A 20,484-nucleotide genomic window follows, 5' to 3' on the forward strand; every position below is an offset into this window, starting at 1 on the left:
TGTAACTGGAGTTTGACGACATGGAACAGGTTTTCGCCTTCATGCTTCTGGTGGGTTGCAGCCCCGATGCCTCGCAGTGCTCGGAGATCCCCGTCGCAACGCCTACCTATTCTTCGATCGAGGAATGTAGGGCCGATCTTCCCTTGCAGATGCGTCTGACCGATACCTACGATGCTCGCGTGATGGGGGCGTGTGAGGCGGTCGATGAGGCCATGATGGAGCAGGATGCCACGGTGGAATGGGCCGTTAGCCGCAATGGTGAGCTGAAGGTCGCGCTCGTGCCGGTCGAGCCCGCCGCAACTGCCTCTCTGGATGCTTTGGAGGAAAATGTCCGTCTCGCCTCGCGCTGAGAGGGTATAAAGGCGTGGAAGACTCTTTTCACGTCTTGATGAAACCAACCTTTGTTGCAACTCGTTCGGTGAACGGGACATGCAGGCTGAGAGGCAGAACACGATGAAGAAGATGATGATCGCCGCGGTGTCGGCGTTGACGCTGGGGCTGGCGGGTTGCCAGTCGGTGGACCGCAACGTCGCCGTGCCGGCGGGCGTGGGCGCGCTGGGTGGCGCGCTTGTCGGCCAGGCGATCGGGGGCAATACCGAGAGCACGCTGATCGGTGCTGGCGTGGGTGCGGCGGCCGGCGCCTTGGTGGGCGCGGCGACGAACCGTCCTGGCGAATGCGTCTATCGCGATGGCCGCGGTCAGCGCTATGTCGCGGCTTGCCCCGCCGGCTACTGATCCTGCCAGCCTTTGATCGGAAAGCGGCGCCGGGCAACCGGCGCCGCTTTCGCGTTGTGTGCCGCCAGCAGAGGGAAGGACGACGAGATGAGCGATAGCGTGAAGGCCGCGATTCTGGCGGTGCTGAAGGAGATGCCGGCGCCCGACGGGGCGGGCGACATCGTTTCGCGCGGCCTCGTCTCCGATGTCTTCATCGCCGATGGAAAGGCGTTCTTCTCGCTCACCGTGCCGGCCGCGCTGGCCGAGCGGTTCGAGCCGTTCCGCCAGGAGGCCGAGCGCCGCGTCTCGCAGGTGGAAGGCGTCTCCTCCGCCATGATCGCGCTGACGGCCGAGCGCGCCGCGGGCTCCACGCCCGCACGCCCGCCGTCACCGCCGAAGCCAGCGCCCTCGCGCGCCCACGGCCATGCGCCGGGGCAGGCCAAGCCCGGCATCGCGGGCGTCACGCGCATCGTGGCCGTCGCCTCGGGCAAGGGCGGTGTCGGCAAGTCCACCACGGCCGTCAATCTCGCGCTGGGCTTTCAGGCGCTGGGGCTGAAGGTCGGCATTCTCGACGCCGATATCTATGGCCCCTCCATTCCCCGCCTGCTGAACCTGAAGGGCAAGCCCGAGACGGTCGGCGGGCGCAGCCTGCTGCCCATGGAGGCTTACGGGCTCAAGGCGATGTCCATGGGCTTCCTTGTGGAGGAGGAGACCCCGATGATCTGGCGCGGACCCATGGTCATGTCCGCGCTGACGCAGATGATGCGCGAGGTGGAATGGGCGCCGCTCGACCTTCTGGTGGTGGACATGCCGCCCGGCACGGGCGACGCGCAGCTCACCATGGCCCAGCAGGTGCCGCTCGCCGGCGCCGTCATCGTCTCCACCCCGCAGGACCTCGCCCTGATCGACGCCCGCAAGGGCCTTGCCATGTTCCGCAAGGTGGACGTGCCCGTCCTCGGCATCGTCGAGAACATGAGCTATTTCATCGCGCCCGACACCGGCAGACGCTACGATATCTTCGGTCACGGCGGGGCGAGGGCGGAGGCGACGCGCCTCGGCGTTCCCTTCCTGGGCGAGGTGCCGCTCGAAATGTCGATCCGCGAGACCTCCGATGCCGGCACGCCGGTGGTCGCCAGCCAGCCGGACGGGCCGCACGCGAAAATCTATCGCGAGATCGCGGCCAAGGCGTGGGATGAGATCGAGGGCCGATCCGCGCGCCGGGCGGCCCCCTCCATCGTCTTCGAGTAGGGCCTCAGCGCGCGGGCTTGTGGGTGAGGGCGGCGACGATCTGGCGGTCGCCGATCTGCCCGATCAGACGCCCGCCCTCCGTGACGCCCAGAACCCGCCCGCCCTCCAGCGCATCCATCACGCGCCGCACCGGCGTGTCGGGCCGGATCACGCCGGCAAGGCCAGCGTCCTGCGCCTGTGCGACCGGCGCCATGATGTCGGCGGCGGTCAGCACGTTCAGCGGGTTCAGGTGCGCCACGAAATCGGCCACGTAGGGGTTGGCCGGCGCGCGCACGATGTCCCGCGCCCCGCCGGACTGGACGATCCGCCCGCCCTGCATGATGGCGATGCGGTTGCCCAGCTTGAAGGCCTCGTCGAGGTCGTGGCTGACGAAGAGGATGGTCTTTCTCGCCCGTGCCTGGATGTCGAGAAGGTCGTCCTGCAATTTGGCGCGGATGAGCGGGTCGAGCGCGGAGAAGGGCTCGTCCATCAGCAGGATGGGCGCATCGGTGGCGAAGGCGCGGGCCAGCCCCACGCGCTGCTGCATCCCGCCCGAAAGCTCCGAGACCCGCGCCCCCGCCCAGTCCGAAAGGCCCACGAGTTCGAGCTGCGCGAGCGCGCGCTCGTGCCGCTCGCCCTTGGGCACCCCCGCGAACTGGAGGCCGAGCGCCACGTTCTGCGCCACGCTGCGCCACGGCAGGAGCGCGAATTGCTGGAACACCATCGCCACCTCGTGGCGGCGCAACCGGCGCAGGCGCGAGGACGGGCAGGCGGCGGGATCGACCGGGCCGGACCCCGTGTCCACGATCACCTGACCGCGCGTGACGGGCGCCAGCCCGTTGACGGCGCGGATAAGGGTGGATTTCCCCGAGCCCGACAGGCCCATCAGCACTGCGATCTCGCCGGGCTCGATGTCGAGGCTGGCCCCCGCGACGCCGAGCGTCGCGCCTGTCTTCTCGCGGATCTCCTCGCGGCTGGCGCCCCGGTCGATCAGGGGCAGCGCCGCCCGCGCGTCGCGGCCGAAGACGATGGAGACGTCGCGGAAGGAGACGGCCGGCGCGCTCATCGCCGCGCCTCCTCGTCGATGCGGAAGAAGCGGTCGAGGATGATGGCCAGGATCACGATGGCGAGCCCCGCTTCCAGCCCCTGCGCGATGTTGACCGTGTTGAGCGCCCGCAGCACGGGCACGCCCAGCCCCGGCGCGCCCACGAGCGCGGCGATGACGACCATGGAGAGCGAGAGCATGATGGTCTGTGTCAGGCCCGCCATGATCTGTGGCAGCGCGTGGGGAACCTCGATGGCGAAAAGCCGCTGCAGGCGCGTGGCGCCGAAGGAGTCGCCCGCTTCCAGAAGCTGGCGCGGCGTGGAGGCGATGCCGAGCCTCGTCAGCCGGATCGAGGCGGGCAGGGCGAAGATGACCGTCGCCACCAGCCCCGGCACGGTACCGAGGCCGAAGAGGATCAGGGCCGGAATGAGATAGACGAAGGTCGGGATCGTCTGCATGAGGTCGAGCACCGGCCGCATCCAGGCATAGAGCCAGTCCCGGCGCGCGGCGAGGATGCCGAGCGGCACGCCGATCGCCATGCACACGAAGCTGGCCGCCACCACGAGGGCCAGCGTCTGGATCGTCTCCTGCCAATAGCCCAGATTGATGATGAGAAGGAGCCCGGCCGCCGTGCCGAGCGCCGCCGCCACGCGCCGCCGCAACGCGAAGGCGAGCCCGGCGAAGGCTGCGACGACGAGGAGGGGATGCGGGCGCTCGAGAATGAACAGAATGCCCGCGATGATCGAGGAGAGGCCCGCGCTGATCGCATCGAAGACCCACAGGAAATTGCCGATCAGCCAGTCGATGGCGTCCGCGCCGGCCCGGCCGATGGGAATCTTGTTGCTGGTCAGCCAGTTCACGTGGGAGCCACACCTTCCTTCGAGAGAGCCCGCGGGGAGCCGATTGGATCATCCGGCAGGCGGCCGGGATGGGCGATTCGCGACATTTCTATGCATCTTTGCGCGCCGGAACCACCCGCCGCCCCGCGTTCCGGCCCGCCCCGCCGCTTCAGAGCACGATGGCGGTGGTGTTCTTGATCTCCTCCATCACCGCATAGGTGTGGGTCTCGCGGATGCCCGGCAGCTCCGTCAGCGCCTTGGCCAGGAAGGCGCGGTAGGCCTCCATGTCCTTCACCCGCGCCTTCAGGAGATAGTCGAAGCCGCCGGCCACCATGTGGCATTCCATGATGTCGCTGTTGGCGCGCGCGGCCCTGGCGAAGGCGTCGAACACGTCTTCCGTCGTGCGGTCCAGCTTCACCTCCACGAAGACGATCATGCCCCGGCCGAGCTTGGCGGCGTCGAGCTGGGCGACATAGCCCCTGATGAAGCCCGCCTCCGTCAGCCTCTTCACCCGCGCGGCGGTGGCGGTGGGCGAGAGATGCGCGCGCTCGGCCAGCTCCAGCGTCGTCAGCCGGCCCTGGGATTGCAGCGCCCGGAGGATCTTCCGGTCTTTCGCGTCGAGCGGCGGGGAAGTCTCCATGGCGGCGGTGGTCCGTGGCGATTGGCGTCGTTCGAACCGTCATAAACGGTGAGATGCGCGGCAGGGAAGCCGGTATGATCGTGCCTGTCCCGCAGCTCCCGTTCGTCGAGGCCCTTCCTCCATGAGTCTCCCGCCCTTTTCGGCCCCTTTCGCGCCCTCGGACGAGGAGGCCGCGCTCGCGCTCCTGAAGCGGGCGCAAGGCTGGCGTCACGACCGCGCCCGCGTGGAAGGCCGCGCGCGCGGCCTCATCGAGGCGATCCGCGGCAAGTCGCACGGCATCGGCGCGGTGGAGGATTTCCTGCGCGAGTTCGGCCTGTCGAGCCGCGAGGGTCTGGCGCTGATGGTCCTGTCCGAGGCGCTCCTGCGCGTGCCCGACAAGGCGACGCAGGACCGGCTGATCGAGGACAAGATCGGCGCCGGCGACTGGGCGAACCGCGAGCCGGTGGGCGACGGGGCGCTGATGGCGGCCTCGGCCTGGGCGCTCGGCCTCTCCGCGCGCATCATCCGCCCGGGCGAGACGCCCTCCGGCGTCCTGTCCGGCCTCGTCAAGCGTATCGGCGCGCCGGCCGTGCGCAACGCCACGCGGCAGGCCATGCGCTTTCTCGGCCGCCAGTTCGTGCTGGGCGAAACCATCGGGAACGCGCTGGAACGGGCGAGGGCGTCGGAGAAGAAGGGCTACCGCCATTCCTACGACATGCTGGGCGAAGGCGCCCGCACGCGCGAGGACGCGCGGCGTTATTTCCAGTCCTATGCCGATGCCATCGAGGCAATCGGCCGCAGCGCCGGAAACAAGCCCCTGCCGGACCGCCCCGGCATCTCGGTGAAGCTCTCGGCCCTGCATCCGCGCTATTTTCCCACCCATCGCGAGACGGTGCTGGCCGAGCTCGTGCCTCTTGTGCGCGACCTGGCGCAGAAGGCCGCCTCCTACGACCTCAACTTCACCGTGGATGCCGAGGAGGCCGAGCGGCTGGAGCTTTCGCTCGACGTGATCGATGCGGTGGTGCGCTCCTCGGACTTCTCCGGCTGGGGCGGCTTCGGCCTTGCCGTGCAGGCTTACCAGAAGCGCGCGCTCGCCGTCATCGAGCACGTGGACGCGCTTGCCGGAGAGGCCGGCATCCGCATGATGGTGCGCCTCGTGAAGGGCGCCTACTGGGACACGGAGATCAAGCTGGCGCAGGAGAAGGGCGCGGAGGGTTTTCCCGTGCACACCGTCAAGCCCGCCACGGACCTTTCCTATCTCGTCGCGGCGCAGGAGCTTCTGGACCGGCGAGCCCGGCTCTACCCGCAATTTGCCACCCACAACGCGGTGACGGTGGCGACCATCCTTGAAATGGCCGGCGACGACCCGTCCGGCTTCGAGTTCCAGCGCCTGCACGGCATGGGTGAGACGCTCTACGAGGCCGTGCGCGAGGAAACCGGCGGCACGCTTTCCTGCCGCATCTACGCGCCGGTCGGCGGCTATCGCGATCTCCTGGCCTATCTGGTGCGCCGCCTTCTGGAGAACGGGGCGAATTCCTCCTTCGTCGCCAGGGTGGGCGACCCCAAGGTGCCGGTGGAAGACCTCCTCGTGCAGCCGCAGGACGTGCTGGCGAAGGGCCGGCGCAGCCATTCGGGCATCACCGCGCCCGCCGCCTTGTTCGGCACGCGGGCAAATTCGAAAGGGCTGGAATTCGGCGACCGCAAGGCCGTGGCGGCGTTCATCGGAGAGCGGGACGGCGCGCGCCTTTCGGGGCTGGAGGCAAGGCCGGCCAAGGGCTTTGCCACCGCCGGCCGGCAGGACATCCGCTCGCCCGCCGACGGCCGCGTCGTCGGCGCGGTCTCGCCGCTTACGACGGACGGCGCGGCGGCGCTGGTGGCCGAGGCCGCCCGCCATGTCCGCGCCGCCGAGGCGGTGCCCGCCGCCACCCGCGCCGCGCGCCTGCGCCGCGCCGCCGAGCTGATGGATGAGCGGCAGGGCGCCCTTCTCGCGCTTCTGGCCGACGAGGCCGGCAAGACGGTGGAGGACGCCCTGGCGGAGCTGCGCGAGGCCGTGGATTTCTGCCGCTTTTATGCCGACGAGGCCGAGCGGCTGATGGGCGCGCCTGTGCCCCTGCCTGGCCCGACGGGGGAGGAGAACCGGCTTCTCTACCGCTCGCGGGGCGTGGCGCTCGCCATTTCGCCGTGGAACTTCCCCCTGGCGATCTTTATCGGCCAGGTCGCGGCCGCCTATGCGGCGGGCAATGTCGTGCTCGCCAAGCCGGCCGAGCAGACCCCGCTGATCGCCGCGCTCGCGGTGGATCTCCTGCACGAGGCCGGCGTGCCGAAGGAGCACCTCTTCCTCGCGCCCGGCGATGGCGGGGTGGGTGCCGCGCTGGTCTCTCATCCTGCCACCGCGCTCGTCGCCTTCACCGGCTCCACCGACACGGCCTTCGCCATCAACCGCGCGCTCGCCGCGCGCGATGCGCCCATCGCCCCCCTCATCGCCGAGACGGGGGGCATCAACGCCATGATCGTGGACGCCACCGCGCTGCCCGAGCAGGTGGCCGACGATGTGGTGCGCTCGGCCTTCCGCTCGGCCGGCCAGCGCTGCTCGGCCCTGCGCCTGCTGCTGGTGCAGGAGGACGTGGCCGAGCGCATCGTCTCCATGGTGGAGGGAGCGGCGCGCGAGCTGGCCATCGGCGCCCCGCGCGATCTGGCGACCGATATCGGCCCCGTGATCGACGCCGAGCAGGCGGCGATGCTGCGCGCGCATGTCGACGAGATGCGAAAGACCCAGCGCGTGCGCTTCGAGGCGGAGCTGTCGCGCGGCCTGCCGGAGGAGGGCCACTGGATCGCCCCCGCCATCGTGGAGCTGGACCGCCCGCAATCTCTGGCCAGGGAGGTGTTCGGGCCGATCCTGCATGTGGCCACCTGGAAGGCCGGGGAGCTTGCCGAGGTCTGCGACGCGGTGGAGGCCACCGGCTACGGGCTGACGCTCGGCATCCACAGCCGCATCGATTCCACCATCCGCGCCGTGTCGGAGCGCCTGTCCGTCGGCAATGTCTACGTCAACCGCAACATGATCGGCGCCATCGTCGGCTCCCAGCCCTTCGGCGGCTCGGGCCTCTCGGGCACCGGGCCCAAGGCGGGCGGGCCGAACTATCTGGCGCGCTTCTGCCGCGAGCAGGTGGTCTCCACCAACACCACGGCGGCCGGCGGCAATGCCAGCCTCGTCTCGTCCGCCGGCGCGTGAGGGCTTGGCAAGGCGAATGCTTCTGCGAAGCGCTGGCAATTGAGGCGCGGCGGCGATTTCGCGTTGCGGATGGTGTCGCGGCGCGTTATCGGTGGGCCATGAAGCGCACGACGAACGCACAGCTTTGGTGGCAGGCTCGCTGACAGGCGGCCCGTGAAGCTTTGCGCCCGTGCGCAGCAACGAAACGAAGGCCGCAGCGGATCATCCGGCGGCCTTTTTTGTATTCTGGCCGCCGGTCCGGGCATCGATGAAGGAAGGTCGGTCATGACCGTGGAAGCTATGCCGGACGGCGCCGAGCGCTATGTCACCGAAGGCGGGATCGCCGTCACGCGCCGCCGTGAGCCGATCGCCTACGAGGGCGCGATGGAGCCGGTCATCGACCGGCTCGACACGCGCCGCGGGGCGGTGTTCTCCTCCAATTACGAATATCCCGGCCGCTACACGCGCTGGGACACGGGCATCGTGGACCCGCCGCTGGTCCTCACCGCGCAGCGTCGCACGGTTCGCATCGAGGCGTTGAACGAGCGCGGGCGCGTGCTTTTGGGCTTCGTGGCCGGCGCGCTGCGCGACCACCCGGACCTCGCCGCCTTCTCGGCCGGCCAGGACCGTCTCGACCTGACGGTCAAGATGCCCGACCGGCCCTTCACGGAGGAGGAGCGCTCGCGCGCGCCCACCGTCTTCTCGGTGCTGCGCGCCATCGTCGCCCTGTTCAAGTCTCCGGCCAACGGCGATCTGGGGCTCTACGGCGCCTTCGGCTACGACCTGGCCTTCCAGTTCGACGCCATCGAGGAGACGCTGGAGCGCAGGCAGGACGGGCGCGACCTCGTCCTGTTCCTGCCGGACGAGATCCGCACCGTCGATCACTACACCGCCTCGGCCTATATCGACCGTTTCACCTTCGAGAGGGACGGGGTCTCCACGGAGGGCCTCGATGGCGGTGGGCCGGACGCGCCTTTCATGCGCGCCAACGCCATCCCGCCGCGCGGCGACCACCAGCCGGGCGAGTATGCCGCCCTCGTGCGCCGCGCCAAGGAGAAGTTCATGCGCGGCGACCTTTTCGAGGTCGTGCCGGGCCAGACCTTCTTCGAACGCTGCGAAAGCGCGCCCTCGGCCGTCTCGCGCAAGCTCAAGAGCATCAACCCCTCGCCCTATTCCTTCCTCATCAATCTGGGCGAGAACGAATTCCTCATCGGCGCGAGCCCGGAGATGTTCGTGCGCGTCAACGGCCGGCGCGTGGAGACCTGCCCGATCTCCGGCACCATCAAGCGCGGCGCGGACGCGATCTCCGATTCGGAGCAGATCCTCAAGCTCCTGAACTCCAAGAAGGACGAGTCCGAGCTGACCATGTGCTCGGACGTCGACCGCAACGACAAGAGCCGCGTGTGCGAGCCGGGCTCGGTGCGCGTCATCGGCCGGCGGCAGATCGAGATGTATTCGCGCCTCATCCACACGGTGGACCATATCGAGGGCCGCCTGCGCGAGGGCATGGACGCGATGGACGCCTTCCTCTCCCACGCCTGGGCGGTGACGGTGACGGGCGCGCCCAAGCTGTGGGCCATGCGCTTCCTGGAAAAGAACGAGCGCAGCCCGCGCGCCTGGTATGGCGGGGCGGTGGGCATGATGCATTTCAACGGCGACATGAACACCGGCCTGACGCTGCGCACCGTGCGCCTGAAGGACGGCATCGCCGAGGTGCGCGCGGGCGCCACGCTTCTCTACGATTCCAACCCGGAGGAGGAGGAGGCGGAGACCGAGCTGAAGGCCGCCGCCATGATCGCCGCCGTCCGCGAAGCCGGAACGACCGCCGCCTCGCCCGGCGCGCGCGCCGCCGCGCGGCCGGGCGAGGGCGTGTCCATCCTGCTGGTCGACCACGAGGACAGCTTCGTCCACACGCTGGCCAACTATTTCCGCCAGACGGGCGCCGAGGTCACGACCGTGCGCACCCCCGTGCCGGCCGAGATCTTCGACCGCGTGGCGCCCGACCTCGTCGTCCTGTCTCCGGGGCCGGGCAACCCGGACGATTTCGACTGCCGGAACACGATCGCCGAAGCGCGGCGGCGGCAGATGCCGATCTTCGGGGTGTGCCTGGGCCTCCAGGCGCTGGCCGAGGCCTATGGCGGAAGCCTTCGCACGCTGCACGTGCCCGTGCACGGCAAGCCCTCGCGCATCCGCGTGTCGAGGCCCGGCATCATCTTCTCCGGGCTTCCCTCCGAGGTCACGGTGGGGCGCTACCATTCGATCTTCGCCGATCCGGTGCGCCTGTCGAAGGATTTCGAGGTGACGGCGGAAACGGAGGACGGCGTGGTGATGGCCTTCGAGCACAAGACGGAGCCCGTGGCGGCCGTGCAGTTCCACCCCGAGAGCATCATGAGCCTTGGGGGAGAGGCGGGAATGCGGATGATCGAGAACATCGTGTCGCAACTGCCCCGCCGGGCCGGCGTCAAGGCAGCTTAGGGGCATGAGCCTGGGCATCGGAGCGCCTCCCTCGTCCATCGGGCGGGGGGTGCGCCGCATCGCCATGGCGACGGTGGCCGTCGCCATGCTGGTGCTCGGCCTGAAATATGTGGCCTATGCGCTGACCGGCTCGGTCGCGCTCTTCTCCGATGCGCTGGAATCGGTGGTCAACGTCGTGGCCGGGCTCGTGGCGCTCTGGGCCGTGCACGTCTCCTACATCCCGGCCGACAACGACCACCCGTTCGGCCACCACAAGGCGGAATATTTCTCCGCCGTGCTGGAGGGCGTCCTCATCGTCCTGGCGGCGCTCCTCATCCTGCGCGAGGCGTGGTTCGCCTATCTGGAGCCCCGCACGCTGGAGGCGCCGGCGCTCGGCATGGCGATCAACGGCGTCGCAACGCTCATCAACGCGGCCTGGGCGACGTTCCTGATCCGCAAGGGGCGCGAGCTGCGCTCGCCGGCGCTGAACGCGGACGGCCGGCATATCATGACCGACGTCGTCACCTCGGTCGGCGTGCTGGCAGGCCTGCTCCTGGCCATCGCCACGGGCTGGTCCATCCTCGACCCCGCCCTCGCCGCCCTCGTCGCGCTCAACATCCTGCGTGAAGGCTTCAAGGTGGTGACGAACTCCCTGTCCGGCCTGCTGGACCAGGCCATCGAGCCTTCCGAGGCCGAGGAGATGCGCCAGATCATTTCCGCCCATGCCGATGGCGCGCTGGAGGTGCACGACGTGAAGACCCGCGCCGCCGGCCGCGCCACCTTCATCGAATTCCACCTCGTGGTGCCGGGCAAGATGACGGTGGCCGATTCCCACTGCATCTGCGACCGCATCGAGGACGCCCTCCAGGCCCGCTTCGAGGACGCCCGCGTCATCATCCACGTGGAGCCCGAGGAAGAGGCGAAGCAGACCGGCGTGCCGGTTCTGTGAAGGGCAAGGGACCGGATGAGGATCGTGTCCCTGCGCCGGGAGCCCCGATGGCGAGCCACCGTCGCGGACCGTGTCTGGAATGCATGGTGGCGGGAAGAGGGCGCTTGGAGGGCGGCGTGGCGGGCCTGGATATTCTAACGCTCTCGCGGTGAAGCGGCGGCGAGGACCCGCTCGGCGAGCGATCGAGGCTCTTCGCGGCCATCGAGGCGCAGCAGCGGCGCGCTCTGTCTGCCCAGCCAGGCCTCGTGCCGGGCACGGCTTCTTCCCGCGAAGTTCGGGTCGTCATATCGCTCCGCCCATGCGACGAAGTCCGTATGGATGGCGTGCATGTCGCCGCCCGGCAGGATGCGCTCGCCGAATCGCTCCCTTTCGCGCCGCCTGAGGCGCTCCATGCGCAGGGCGGTCGGCGTATCGACGAAGACGATGAGGTCCGCGCCCTCCACAAGCGAATCGCCCCAGCCCATCAGGGACCCGGACAGGACCCATCCCTCCTCGCCGAGCGCGTCCGCCATCAGGCGAACGCGATCCTGAGGGGCGCGCTTGGTGCTGAAGGGCGGATCGGTCGGCATCCAGTAGAAGTCGTCGCTATCGACATGGGCAGCGCCGAGAACCGCCGCGAGCGTCTCGCCGAGCGTCGTCACGCCCGAGCAGGCGGCGCCGGTGATGTGCAGGCGAAGCGTGGTCATCGCTCGTCCGTCCGGTGGTTTCGCGAGGCCGGTTCTAATGCCGCCTTGCCGGCGCGGCAACGGCCTTGCGGAAATCGCCTTGCCTTTTGTGACGCGCCGCTGCATCTTCCCGGCCATGAACGCCGCCCAGACCATCGTCCCGGTCACGCCCCGCGCCTCCATGGCGCCGGTGCTTCTGCGTTCGCTCGGCCTTCTTCTCCTTAGCGGCGATCGCCGGGCCCGTTGAAGAAGGGGCGCCCGGCGGTCGAGCCGGCGCTTTGGCGTCTTGTCCCTTCGCCTTCACACCCAAGTTGAAATGAAGGATGACGCGTGACGTCCGCACGGACGCCCGTCATCGCCGAAAGGACAAGCGACATGAGCTCGACCCCCGTGATGGGCCAGGCCGGCACGAAATATCAGCCCTATCCCGCCGTGGACCTGCCCGATCGGCAATGGCCGACCAGGTCCATCGAGACCGCGCCGATCTGGTGCTCGGTCGATCTGCGCGACGGCAACCAGGCGCTGGTGGACCCGATGGGCCACGAGCGCAAGGCGCGCATGTTCGCCCTCCTGAAGGACATGAACTTCAAGGAGATCGAGATCGGCTTCCCCTCGGCCTCGCAGACCGATTTCGACTTCACGCGCTGGGCCATCGAGGAAGGGGGCGTCGCGGACGACGTGTCCCTCCAGGTGCTGGTGCAATGCCGGCCTGAACTGATCCAGCGCACTTTCGAGAGCCTTTCGGGCGCGCGCGCGCCCATCGTCCATTTCTACAACTCCACCAGCGAGTTGCAGCGCCGCGTCGTCTTCGCCAAGGATCGCGCCGGCATCCTGCGCATCGCCACGGATGCGGCGAAGATGATCGTGGACATGGCCGAGAAGGCCGGGGGCGGGTACCGCTTCGAATATTCGCCCGAGAGCTTCACCGGCACCGAGCTCGATTTCGCGCTGGAGATCTGCAACGCGGTGGCCGAGATCATCCGCCCGACGCCGCAGAACCGGCTGATCCTGAACCTGCCGGCCACGGTCGAGATGTCCACGCCCAACATCCACGCCGACCAGATCGAGTGGATGAGCCGCAATCTCGACAACCGCGAGAGCATCATCCTCTCCCTGCACCCGCACAACGACCGGGGAACGGCTGTCGCGGCCACCGAGCTGGGCCTCCTGGCCGGCGCCGACCGCGTGGAGGGCACGCTGTTCGGAAACGGCGAGCGCACGGGCAATGTCGATCTCGTCACGCTGGCGCTCAACATGTTCACCCAAGGGGTGGACCCGCAGCTCGACGTCTCCGACATCAACCGCATCAAGGACGTCTACGAATACTGCAACCAGCTCGCGATTCCCGAGCGCCACCCTTATGTGGGCGAGCTGGTCTACACCGCCTTCTCCGGCTCGCATCAGGACGCGATCAACAAGGGGATGAAGGCCAAGGAGGTCGCCAACACGGAGCTGTGGGAGGTGCCTTACCTGCCCATCGACCCGAAGGATGTGGGCCGCTCCTACGAGGCGATCATCCGCATCAACTCCCAGTCGGGCAAGGGCGGCATCGCCTATGTGCTCCAGGCCGACTACGGGTTGAACCTGCCGCGCAACCTCCAGATCGAGTTCCGCGAGGATATCCAGGCGATCACCGACGAGGAGGGGCGCGAGCTGCCCGTCAAGCGCATCTACGAGCGCTTCCTGGAAGCCTATGTCGAGCAACCCGGCGCGCGCATCGCCTTCCTCGACCATCACACGCAGGCCACGAAGGACCGGTCGGGCCGCGAGCTGGAGGCGACCATCCGCGACGACGGGCGCGAGATCGCGATCAAGGGCAAGGGGTCCGGCGCCATCGAGGGGTTCATCGACGCGCTGAACCGGCATCTGGGCCTCGACATGAGCATCGTCGATTATTCCGAGCACTCGCTCCAGCGCGGCTCGGACGCCTCCGCGATCACCTATATGGAGATCGAGCACGGCGGCGGGCGCGTCTTCGGCGCGGGGATCGACCGAAATGCCGTCACCTCCTCGCTCAAGGCCATCGTTTCGGCGGCCAATCGCATCCTCGCAAGGCCGTAAGGCCAGCGTCGGGCCAGCCTCGACGGCCAGATTGCTCGACGCCGGGGTGACGATACGTTAACCGATGCGGCGTCGAGCGATCGGGAGCACTTGTATGGCCGAGGCACGGGCAGGGCTGGCACTGGCGACGAGCGGGTCTCGGCGGCTCGCGGAGGCGGTGCGCGCCGCCAAGATCGCCTCCGCCCACCGCACCGATGTGGTCGTGGACATTCGCGAGGCCGACCGGGCCCGGCTCGAGATATTCGCCGAGGAGCTGCAACCCATCGTCGATGCGGTGCCGGCCGAGGACGATCTCTTCGACTTCTACCTGTCCGGCGGCCAGCAGCCGCGCTTCTGGGTCGACGGGACGGCGCATGTGATGATGGCGCGCGACCGGCGCACCTACCGCTTCGTGCGAGAGACACGGCTGGGGCGCACGACGCTGGCCGAATCGCCCGAGGCGCGCGTCATCGCCGAACGCGTGACCGACTATGTGGCGGAGCGGATCGTGGAGCGCGACAGGGCGCTGGCACTCGACGACGGCATGGCCGAGCGGCTCGCCGCCCGCGCCGGCGCGCGTATCGCTTCCGACGATCCCATTTTGGCGCAGACGCCCCGGCGCGGCACGCTCGCCGGCCATGGCGCGGCGCTGGCCCTCCTGGTGGCGGGCATCCTCATCGGCATGGGCGCGCTCGTCGCCTTCGCCGCCCTGCGCGGCGTGCCGCTGGTCTGAGGCGGCCTTAGCTGGCGAGCTTGGCCGGCGGCAGGTCCACGCGCGGCCTGGCGTCCACCGCCCGGCCGTCGGAAAGCAGCGTCCGCTCGCGAATCCAGTCTATGCCGCTGCCGTCGGCGCGCAGGCCGCGCTCGCGCTGCGTCAGCGTCCAGTCGCCCGGCCCGCCCTCGATCTCGAACAGGTTGTAGCGCGAGGCAGGCTTGTGGTCGCCGGCGTTCTGGCTGGCACTCGGCACGCCCACCACCGGCACCTTGGCCCCGTCCGGCCCCGTCAGCCAATAGAGCGTGTCGAGATGGGTGTGGCCATGCAGCACGAGCTCGGCGCCGAGATCCCGGATCATCTTGGAGAAGAGTTGCTTGCCGATCAGCCGCTTGGACCAGGCGGCCGCGCCGGAGATGGGCGGATGATGGATCAGGACCACGCGGAACAGGCCCTTGTCCCGGGTCTGGCGCAGCAGCCGCGCCCCCGCCAGCGCCTGCCCGCGCTTGAAGCTGCCGGTGGCGAAGAAGGGCGCCGTTGCCTCGGCGCTGGAAATGCCGATGATGGCGACATTGTCGCGGATGCGCAGATAGGGGAACTTGCGCATCCCGTTCCGGTAGCGGTCGCCGATCAGGTAGGGGTGCCATTCGCGATAGGCGCGGTTCAGCGCGCCGGGCACGTAGGCATCGTGATTGCCCGGCACCACGGAAACCCATTTCGGGTCGCCGAGGTCCTCCAGCCACTCCTTGGCGCCCTCCACCTCCTTGCGGGTTGCAAGGTTCACCAGATCGCCCGTCACCGCCACGTGGTCGGGCGCGCGCTCCTTCAGGTCGGCCACGAGCTGGATCAGCGTATCGCCGAACATCGCCCGCTTCCGGTTGCGCTGCCAGTTGATGTAGCCGGTGATCCGCTTCGAGACGAGCTCGCGATAGGACACTGCGGGAAGCGGGCCGAGATGGATGTCGGACAGATGGGCAAGGCGGAACATGCCGGCAATGTAACGGCCGGCTGCCGCAAAGGAAGGGCCGCCGGCATCGCGAATGGGTGATGCGGGCGTTTTCTCGCACGCCCTCCCGATGGCAGATGTCCCGTCAGGCGGCCTTCAAGCGCTCGCGGCCATGGGGGCGGTCGAGGTCCTGCCGGGGCCCCAGCGGCACGATGCGCGTCGGATTGATGGTGTCGTGGCTCTCGTAATAATGGTGCTTGATGTGGTGGAAGTTCACCGTTTCGCGCACGCCGGGCCATTGGTAGAGCTCGAGCATGGCGGAGAAGAGGTTCGGATAGTCCGCGATCCGGCGCAGATTGCATTTGAAATGGCCGTGATAGACCGCGTCGAAGCGGATCAGCGTGGTGAACAGCCGCCAGTCGGCCTCCGTGATGCGGCTTCCCGCCAGGTATCGCTGCCGCGAAAGGCGGGCCTCCAGCTCGTCCAGAGTCGCGAACAGTATGTGGAACGGCTTCTCATAGGCGTCCTGCGTGGTGGCGAAGCCGCATTTGTAGACGCCGTTGTTCACCGCCTCGTAGACCGTGCCGTTGATCGCGTCGATCTCGGCGCGAAGCTCGGGCGGGCAGAAGTCGAGCGTGTCGTCTCCGAAGGCGTCGAAGGAGGAATTCAGCATCCGGATGATCTCGGCCGACTCGTTGGAGACGATCGTGCCCTCCTGCTTGTCCCACAGGACGGGCACCGTCACGCGCCCGGAATAATGCGGGTCGGCCTTGAGGTAGATCTCGTAGAGCCGCGAGGCGCCGTTCACACTGTCGGGCACCGTGCCCGGCCGGTCGGAAAACTCCCAGCCGTTCTTGCCCATGAACCAGTCCACCACCGAGACCGAGATGACATCCTCCAGCTTCTTCAGCTTGCGGAAGATCAGTGTGCGATGCGCCCAGGGGCAGGCGAGCGAGACATAGAGGTGGTAGCGGCCTGCCTGCGCGGGAACGGCGTCCTGCCCGTCCGGGCCGGGCCGCCCGTCCGCCGTCACCCAGCGGCGGAAGCTCGTCGTGGTGCGCTGGAAGGAGCCGCCGCTCTTGGCGGTGTCGTACCATTGGTCGTGCCATTCGCCGTCGATCAACAGGCCCATCGTCCGCTCCTTGCGTGTCCTGTTGGGGGTAAAGCAGGCGCGGCTGCCGCGTTCCACCGGTTGCGGGCTCGACACAGCGTCAATCGATCGGCGCAAGACGATTTACGAGCGGCCCGGGGGGTGCTATGGGCGCATCGGATTTTCACGGTTGGGGCGAGCCCGATGCGCATTCTGCGACGACGAACGACGACGGCGGCAAGAGCCGCGGTCCGCAGCGCCGCTTCCGCCTGACGTCAAGCTCGGGCCGGGGCGGCGCCATGCCTGCCCTTTCGGAGCCCGATGCAGATGATGTCGCTGCCCGCCCATCTCGAAATCCATTTCCTGACCGAAACTCCCTCGTTCGACGATGCCGTCGAGGCGATGGCCGATGAGGCCTTCGGCCCCGGCCGCTTCGCGCGCGCGGCCTCGCGCGTTCGCGAGATGGCGCCGCACGACCGGTCCCTTTCCTTCGTGGCGGTGCGCCATGGGGAGCTGGTCGGCTCCGTGCGCCAGACCCGCGTCATGGTCGGCGCGCGTCCGGCCGTGATGCTCGGCCCGCTCGCCGTGCGCCCCGCCTGCAAGGGCAAGGGCGTGGGGCGCGCGCTGATGGCGCTGGCCGCCGATGCCGCGCGGGAGGCCGGGGAGGAGGTGATCTTCCTCGTCGGCGACCGGGCCTATTACATGCCGCTCGGCTATTCTCCGCTGCCCCGGGGCTCGCTGCGGATGCCGGGGCCGGTGGACGAGGCGCGCATCCTGGCGCTCGCGCTCAGGCCCGGCGCCCTTGAAGGGCTGGAGGGCCCGGTGGGCCCCCGCCTTACGTGAACGATTCCAGCATGGGGGAGGCCGTGCTGCGCTGTCCCACGGCCTCGTAGCTCTCCTCCATCCAGCGCAGGGCCGCCGCCCGCCCGAGGTCGCAAAGCCGCGAGAGGGCGGAGAGCCGCGTGTCGAGCTTGCCGGCCACGCCCCCTTCGCCAATCTCGGGGCCGGCCGCGATCATATGGACGCGCAGGGCCGCGGTCCGGCGCAGCACCGAATTCTCGAAGCGCTCGCCCCGTGCCAGCTTCTGGATTTCCGCCACCGTGCGCAGGTCGCGCAGGAGAGAGGAATTGAAGGTGATCTCGTTGACGCGGTTCATGATCTCGGCCGGCTGCCGCGGCGCCCCGGCGCGCTCGAAGGGCGTCACCTGCACGATCAAAAGGTCCGTGCAGTCGCAGTCGTCCGAGAAGAGCGGCGTCAGGACAGGATTGCCCGTATAGCCGCCGTCCCAATAGGAGCGCCCGTCGATCTCGACGGCGCGGAAGAGGTTCGGCAGGCAGGCCGAGGCCAGGAGCGCGTCTGCGCTCAGTTCGCGCCCGGTGAACAGGCGCGCCCGGCCACTCTCCACATCCGTTGCCGAAACGAAGGTCGGAATCATGGTCTGGCTCGCCAGAAGGCCAAGGTCGATCGTCGCCTCGATGACGCTTTTCAGCGCGTTGGCCGTGGGCAGGGCCGGGTGGTATGGCGAAACGAGCTGGCCGAACACCTTCATCCGCTCCAGCGCGCCCTCCATGAAGGGCATGGGCATGAAGGGCATCGCCCGCTCCACCACGCCGAGCGGCGAGCGCTCTGAGACGGCCTGCCAGAAGCGGGAGAGCCCCTCGCGGGCCTGCGAGGGGCCGCCCGCGACCAAGCCCGTCACGAGGGCGGCGGCGTTCATTGCGCCCGCGCTGGTGCCCGACACCGCCGTCACCTCGATGGCCTGCCGCTCCAGAAGCCGGTCGAGCACGCCCCAGGTGAAGGCTCCATGCGCGCCGCCGCCCTGCAGGGCCAGGCAGATGCGTTTGGCCAATCGGGCCTCCCGTGGGTTCGAGGCGTCGCGACGGCCGCTTCCCTAGCGGCCCTCGCGATACCAGGTGGCCGAGATACCCAGCAGCAGCACCGCCAGCCCCAGGAAGCCGGCGAAGAGCGGCGTGCGCTCCACCCCGCGCAGCACGGTCTCCTCGCTGCGGCGCAGCCCGATCCAGTTCTCGCCCGAGGCGGGGGCGCGGGGCGCGACGGTCTGGATGCGGGGCAGGGCGATGTCGCCCTCCGCCTGCGCCAGCCGCCGCACGCTGCCGCCGCTGTCCTGCGCGAGCGGCGCGAGCTTGTCTTGCGTCGAGATCGCCTCGCGGTATTCGCGCGGATTCACCGGCCCGACATTGACGAGCGTGCGCAGATCGCCGTTGGCGATCTGGTAGAGGCCGAGCTCGCCCGCCTCGATCCGGCCCGTCCAGAGACCTTCGCCGGTCTCCTCCAGCGCGAGGGTGGAGGCCGTGCCGCCGGGGGTGACGATGGTGGCCGGGCCCGGATTCTCCCCGATCGTGTTGCGCGTGACGGTGATGCCGTCCTCGCCCGCCACGGCCCGCAGCGCCTCCTCCTCCAGCTCCGGCTCCTTCATCAGCCAGTGCGCCAGCCGGCGGAACAGCGCGACATGGGGGCCGCCGCCGTCGAAGCCGCGCGACCAGAGCCAGCCATGGTCCGAAAGCAGGAGCGCGACGCGCCCTTCGCCGGCGCGGTCCAGCACCAGGAGCGGCTTCTCGTCCGGCCCCTCCATCACCACTTCGCCCGCCGTGCCGCCCACGTCGATGGAACGGAACCACGGGCTCCAGGCGGGCGGCGTCTGCTCGGCCCCCGGCAGGTCGCGCGTTACGGGATGCTTGCGGCCGAGGTCCGAGAGGGCGGCGCGGAAGGGCTGCTCGTCCACCGCGCCCGTCGGCAGCGCCGGCAGCACGGAGGCGAGCGGCGAGCTGGCGATGGAATCGCGCCCAGCATATTCCGGCCCTGCGGCGACGAGGATGGCCCCGCCATTCTCCACATATTGCGCGATATAGTCGTAATAGAGCGTCGGCAGCACGCCCCGGCGCTGGTAGCGGTCGAAGATGATGAGATCGAAATCCTCGATCCGCTCCACGAAGAGCTCGCGCGTGGGAAAGGCGATGAGCGAGAGTTCGTCGATCGGCGTGCCGTCCTGCTTCTCCGGCGGGCGCAGGATGGTGAAATGCACGAGGTCCACCGCCGCGTCGGACTTCAGGAGGTTGCGCCATGTGCGCTCGCCCGCATGGGGCTCGCCCGAGACGAGCAGGACGCGCAGGTTCTCGCGAATGCCGTCCACCACGGCGATGGCGCGGTTGTTGACGGTGGTGATCTCGCGCTCTTCTCCGGCCACGGAAAGCTCGACGATGCTTTCGCCCGCGCGCGGGAGCTGGAAGGCCAGCTCGCCCTCGCGCCCCGGCACCGCCGTCTGCCGGGCGAAGAGGTCGCCGTTCAGATAGGCGCGAAGCTCCACCGGCGCCTCGCCCGCGCCTTCGCCCTCCTCGATGATACGGTAGGTCAGGCGCTGCTCCTCTCCCACCACGCCGAAGCGCGGGGAGGAGACGATCTCCACGCGCCGGTCGAACTCGTCGGGCCGGCCGGTCACCAGCGCGTGGACGGGGGCGGCGAAGCCGAGTTCGGCCGCGCTTTCGGGAATGTCGTGCACCTGGCCGTCCGTCAGCAGGATCGCCCCGCCGACGCGGGCGGGCGAGACGTCCCGCAGCGCGGTTCCGAGGGCGGAGAAGAGGGCGGTGGTCCGTTCCGGGTCCGCGCCGGGCTCCGCGCCCGCTTCCACGACGCGCACTTCCAGCTCCGGGCGCTCGGCCAGTTCCGCCTGCAACCCCGCCAGCGCGGCGTCGGTCTGCGCGTTGCGTTCGCCGATGCCCTGGCTCTGGCTTCGGTCCACGACCAGCGCGACGACGCTGGAGAGGGGGTCGCGCTCCTCGCGCAGCGCCACGGGGTTGGCGAGCGCGAGCAGGAGCGCGGCCAGCGCCAGCACGCGCAGCACGGCCCCGCGCAGGCCCGAGAGCAGGAGAACCAGCGCGACGAGCCCCGCCACGGCCGCGAAGATGGCGATCTGCGCCCACGGGAAGACGGGGGCGAAGGCGATGGACCAGCTCAT

17 protein-coding genes are annotated in these 20,484 nt (G+C 69.2%); 9 read left to right on the forward strand and 8 right to left on the reverse strand.

The window, feature by feature from the left end:
* Nucleotides 1-20: 20 nt before the first annotated feature.
* The 3 genes from J7654_RS09820 (at nt 21) to J7654_RS09830 (ending at nt 1,962) form a co-directional block, all read left to right on the forward strand.
* On the forward strand, nt 21-350 hold the full coding sequence (locus J7654_RS09820; RefSeq protein ID WP_209735735.1) for a hypothetical protein: 330 nt from the start codon (nt 21-23) through the stop codon (nt 348-350).
* A gap of 103 nt (nt 351-453) precedes the next feature.
* Nucleotides 454-735, forward strand: a complete 282-nt coding sequence (locus J7654_RS09825) for a YMGG-like glycine zipper-containing protein (RefSeq protein WP_209735736.1) — start codon at nt 454-456, stop codon at nt 733-735.
* Between the two features lie 87 nt (nt 736-822).
* Nucleotides 823-1,962, forward strand: a complete 1,140-nt coding sequence (locus J7654_RS09830) for an Mrp/NBP35 family ATP-binding protein (protein WP_209735737.1) — start codon at nt 823-825, stop codon at nt 1,960-1,962.
* 4 nt (nt 1,963-1,966) lie between these two features.
* Here the strand turns inward: J7654_RS09830 and choV are convergent, their stop codons facing one another.
* The 3 genes from choV to J7654_RS09845 all read right to left on the reverse strand — a co-directional run bounded on the left by choV (nt 1,967) and on the right by J7654_RS09845 (nt 4,465).
* Nucleotides 1,967-3,007, reverse strand: coding sequence for a choline ABC transporter ATP-binding protein (gene choV, locus J7654_RS09835; RefSeq protein WP_209735738.1), 1,041 nt, complete (start codon nt 3,005-3,007; stop codon nt 1,967-1,969).
* Nucleotides 3,004-3,846 (reverse strand): choline ABC transporter permease subunit, encoded by an 843-nt coding sequence (gene choW / locus J7654_RS09840; RefSeq protein ID WP_209735739.1) that lies wholly within the window; start codon nt 3,844-3,846, stop codon nt 3,004-3,006. The genes choV and choW overlap by 4 nt, the downstream gene beginning before the upstream one ends.
* A gap of 148 nt (nt 3,847-3,994) precedes the next feature.
* Nucleotides 3,995-4,465, reverse strand: a complete 471-nt coding sequence (locus tag J7654_RS09845; protein ID WP_209735740.1) for an Lrp/AsnC ligand binding domain-containing protein — start codon at nt 4,463-4,465, stop codon at nt 3,995-3,997.
* Between the two features lie 121 nt (nt 4,466-4,586).
* Here J7654_RS09845 and putA point away from each other — a divergent pair, with 121 nt between their 5' ends.
* The 3 genes from putA to J7654_RS09860 all read left to right on the forward strand — a co-directional run bounded on the left by putA (nt 4,587) and on the right by J7654_RS09860 (nt 11,058).
* A complete protein-coding gene (gene putA, locus J7654_RS09850; RefSeq protein ID WP_209735741.1) occupies nt 4,587-7,676 on the forward strand; it encodes a bifunctional proline dehydrogenase/L-glutamate gamma-semialdehyde dehydrogenase PutA in 3,090 nt (1,029 codons plus the stop codon).
* 264 nt (nt 7,677-7,940) lie between these two features.
* Complete coding sequence (locus J7654_RS09855; protein WP_209735742.1) at nt 7,941-10,130, forward strand: anthranilate synthase; 2,190 nt, start codon at nt 7,941-7,943, stop codon at nt 10,128-10,130.
* Between the two features lie 4 nt (nt 10,131-10,134).
* Nucleotides 10,135-11,058, forward strand: a complete 924-nt coding sequence (locus J7654_RS09860) for a cation diffusion facilitator family transporter (protein ID WP_209735743.1) — start codon at nt 10,135-10,137, stop codon at nt 11,056-11,058.
* 134 nt (nt 11,059-11,192) lie between these two features.
* Here J7654_RS09860 and J7654_RS09865 read toward each other — a convergent pair whose 3' ends face one another.
* The gene (locus J7654_RS09865; protein ID WP_245195451.1) at nt 11,193-11,891 is read right to left on the reverse strand and encodes a P-loop NTPase family protein; all 699 of its coding nucleotides are present in this window, start codon (nt 11,889-11,891) and stop codon (nt 11,193-11,195) included.
* 225 nt (nt 11,892-12,116) lie between these two features.
* On the opposite strand from J7654_RS09865, the gene leuA reads away from it, so the two are divergent.
* Both leuA and J7654_RS09875 read left to right on the forward strand, forming a co-directional pair.
* Complete coding sequence (gene leuA, locus J7654_RS09870) at nt 12,117-13,784, forward strand: 2-isopropylmalate synthase (protein ID WP_209740404.1); 1,668 nt, start codon at nt 12,117-12,119, stop codon at nt 13,782-13,784.
* 94 nt (nt 13,785-13,878) lie between these two features.
* The gene (locus J7654_RS09875) at nt 13,879-14,496 is read left to right on the forward strand and encodes a hypothetical protein (RefSeq protein ID WP_209735744.1); all 618 of its coding nucleotides are present in this window, start codon (nt 13,879-13,881) and stop codon (nt 14,494-14,496) included.
* A gap of 7 nt (nt 14,497-14,503) precedes the next feature.
* Here J7654_RS09875 and J7654_RS09880 read toward each other — a convergent pair whose 3' ends face one another.
* Nucleotides 14,504-15,463: a metallophosphoesterase family protein gene (locus tag J7654_RS09880; protein ID WP_245195453.1), complete on the reverse strand. Its 960-nt coding sequence runs from the start codon at nt 15,461-15,463 to the stop codon at nt 14,504-14,506.
* Between the two features lie 103 nt (nt 15,464-15,566).
* On the reverse strand, nt 15,567-16,553 hold the full coding sequence (locus tag J7654_RS09885; RefSeq protein WP_209735745.1) for a glutathione S-transferase family protein: 987 nt from the start codon (nt 16,551-16,553) through the stop codon (nt 15,567-15,569).
* Between the two features lie 279 nt (nt 16,554-16,832).
* Between J7654_RS09885 and J7654_RS09890 the strand changes: the two genes are divergently transcribed.
* Nucleotides 16,833-17,354: a GNAT family N-acetyltransferase gene (locus J7654_RS09890; RefSeq protein WP_245195454.1), complete on the forward strand. Its 522-nt coding sequence runs from the start codon at nt 16,833-16,835 to the stop codon at nt 17,352-17,354.
* Here J7654_RS09890 and J7654_RS09895 read toward each other — a convergent pair.
* On the reverse strand, nt 17,347-18,360 hold the full coding sequence (locus tag J7654_RS09895) for a patatin-like phospholipase family protein (protein ID WP_209735746.1): 1,014 nt from the start codon (nt 18,358-18,360) through the stop codon (nt 17,347-17,349). The genes J7654_RS09890 and J7654_RS09895 overlap by 8 nt on opposite strands.
* A 42-nt stretch (nt 18,361-18,402) precedes the next feature.
* Nucleotides 18,403-20,484 (reverse strand): hypothetical protein, encoded by a 2,082-nt coding sequence (locus J7654_RS09900; protein WP_209735747.1) that lies wholly within the window; start codon nt 20,482-20,484, stop codon nt 18,403-18,405.

Origin of the sequence: Aureimonas populi (assembly GCF_017815515.1) — a bacterium.
Classification (GTDB): Bacteria; Pseudomonadota; Alphaproteobacteria; order Rhizobiales; family Rhizobiaceae; genus Aureimonas; species Aureimonas populi.

Excerpts from the sequence above, each read along its gene's own strand:
- J7654_RS09820 (WP_209735735.1), top strand. The coding sequence starts at position 21 with ATGGAACAGGTTTTCGCCTTCATGCTTCTGGTGGGTTGCAGCCCCGAT.
- J7654_RS09825 (WP_209735736.1), top strand. The coding sequence starts at position 454 with ATGAAGAAGATGATGATCGCCGCGGTGTCGGCGTTGACGCTGGGGCTG.
- J7654_RS09830 (WP_209735737.1), top strand. The coding sequence starts at position 823 with ATGAGCGATAGCGTGAAGGCCGCGATTCTGGCGGTGCTGAAGGAGATG.
- choV (WP_209735738.1), bottom strand. The coding sequence starts at position 3,007 with ATGAGCGCGCCGGCCGTCTCCTTCCGCGACGTCTCCATCGTCTTCGGC.
- J7654_RS09845 (WP_209735740.1), bottom strand. The coding sequence starts at position 4,465 with ATGGAGACTTCCCCGCCGCTCGACGCGAAAGACCGGAAGATCCTCCGG.
- putA (WP_209735741.1), top strand. The coding sequence starts at position 4,587 with ATGAGTCTCCCGCCCTTTTCGGCCCCTTTCGCGCCCTCGGACGAGGAG.
- J7654_RS09855 (WP_209735742.1), top strand. The coding sequence starts at position 7,941 with ATGACCGTGGAAGCTATGCCGGACGGCGCCGAGCGCTATGTCACCGAA.
- J7654_RS09860 (WP_209735743.1), top strand. The coding sequence starts at position 10,135 with ATGAGCCTGGGCATCGGAGCGCCTCCCTCGTCCATCGGGCGGGGGGTG.
- leuA (WP_209740404.1), top strand. The coding sequence starts at position 12,117 with ATGGGCCAGGCCGGCACGAAATATCAGCCCTATCCCGCCGTGGACCTG.
- J7654_RS09875 (WP_209735744.1), top strand. The coding sequence starts at position 13,879 with ATGGCCGAGGCACGGGCAGGGCTGGCACTGGCGACGAGCGGGTCTCGG.
- J7654_RS09880 (WP_245195453.1), bottom strand. The coding sequence starts at position 15,463 with ATGTTCCGCCTTGCCCATCTGTCCGACATCCATCTCGGCCCGCTTCCC.
- J7654_RS09885 (WP_209735745.1), bottom strand. The coding sequence starts at position 16,553 with ATGGGCCTGTTGATCGACGGCGAATGGCACGACCAATGGTACGACACC.
- J7654_RS09890 (WP_245195454.1), top strand. The coding sequence starts at position 16,833 with ATGCAGATGATGTCGCTGCCCGCCCATCTCGAAATCCATTTCCTGACC.
- J7654_RS09900 (WP_209735747.1), bottom strand. The coding sequence starts at position 20,484 with ATGAGCTGGTCCATCGCCTTCGCCCCCGTCTTCCCGTGGGCGCAGATC.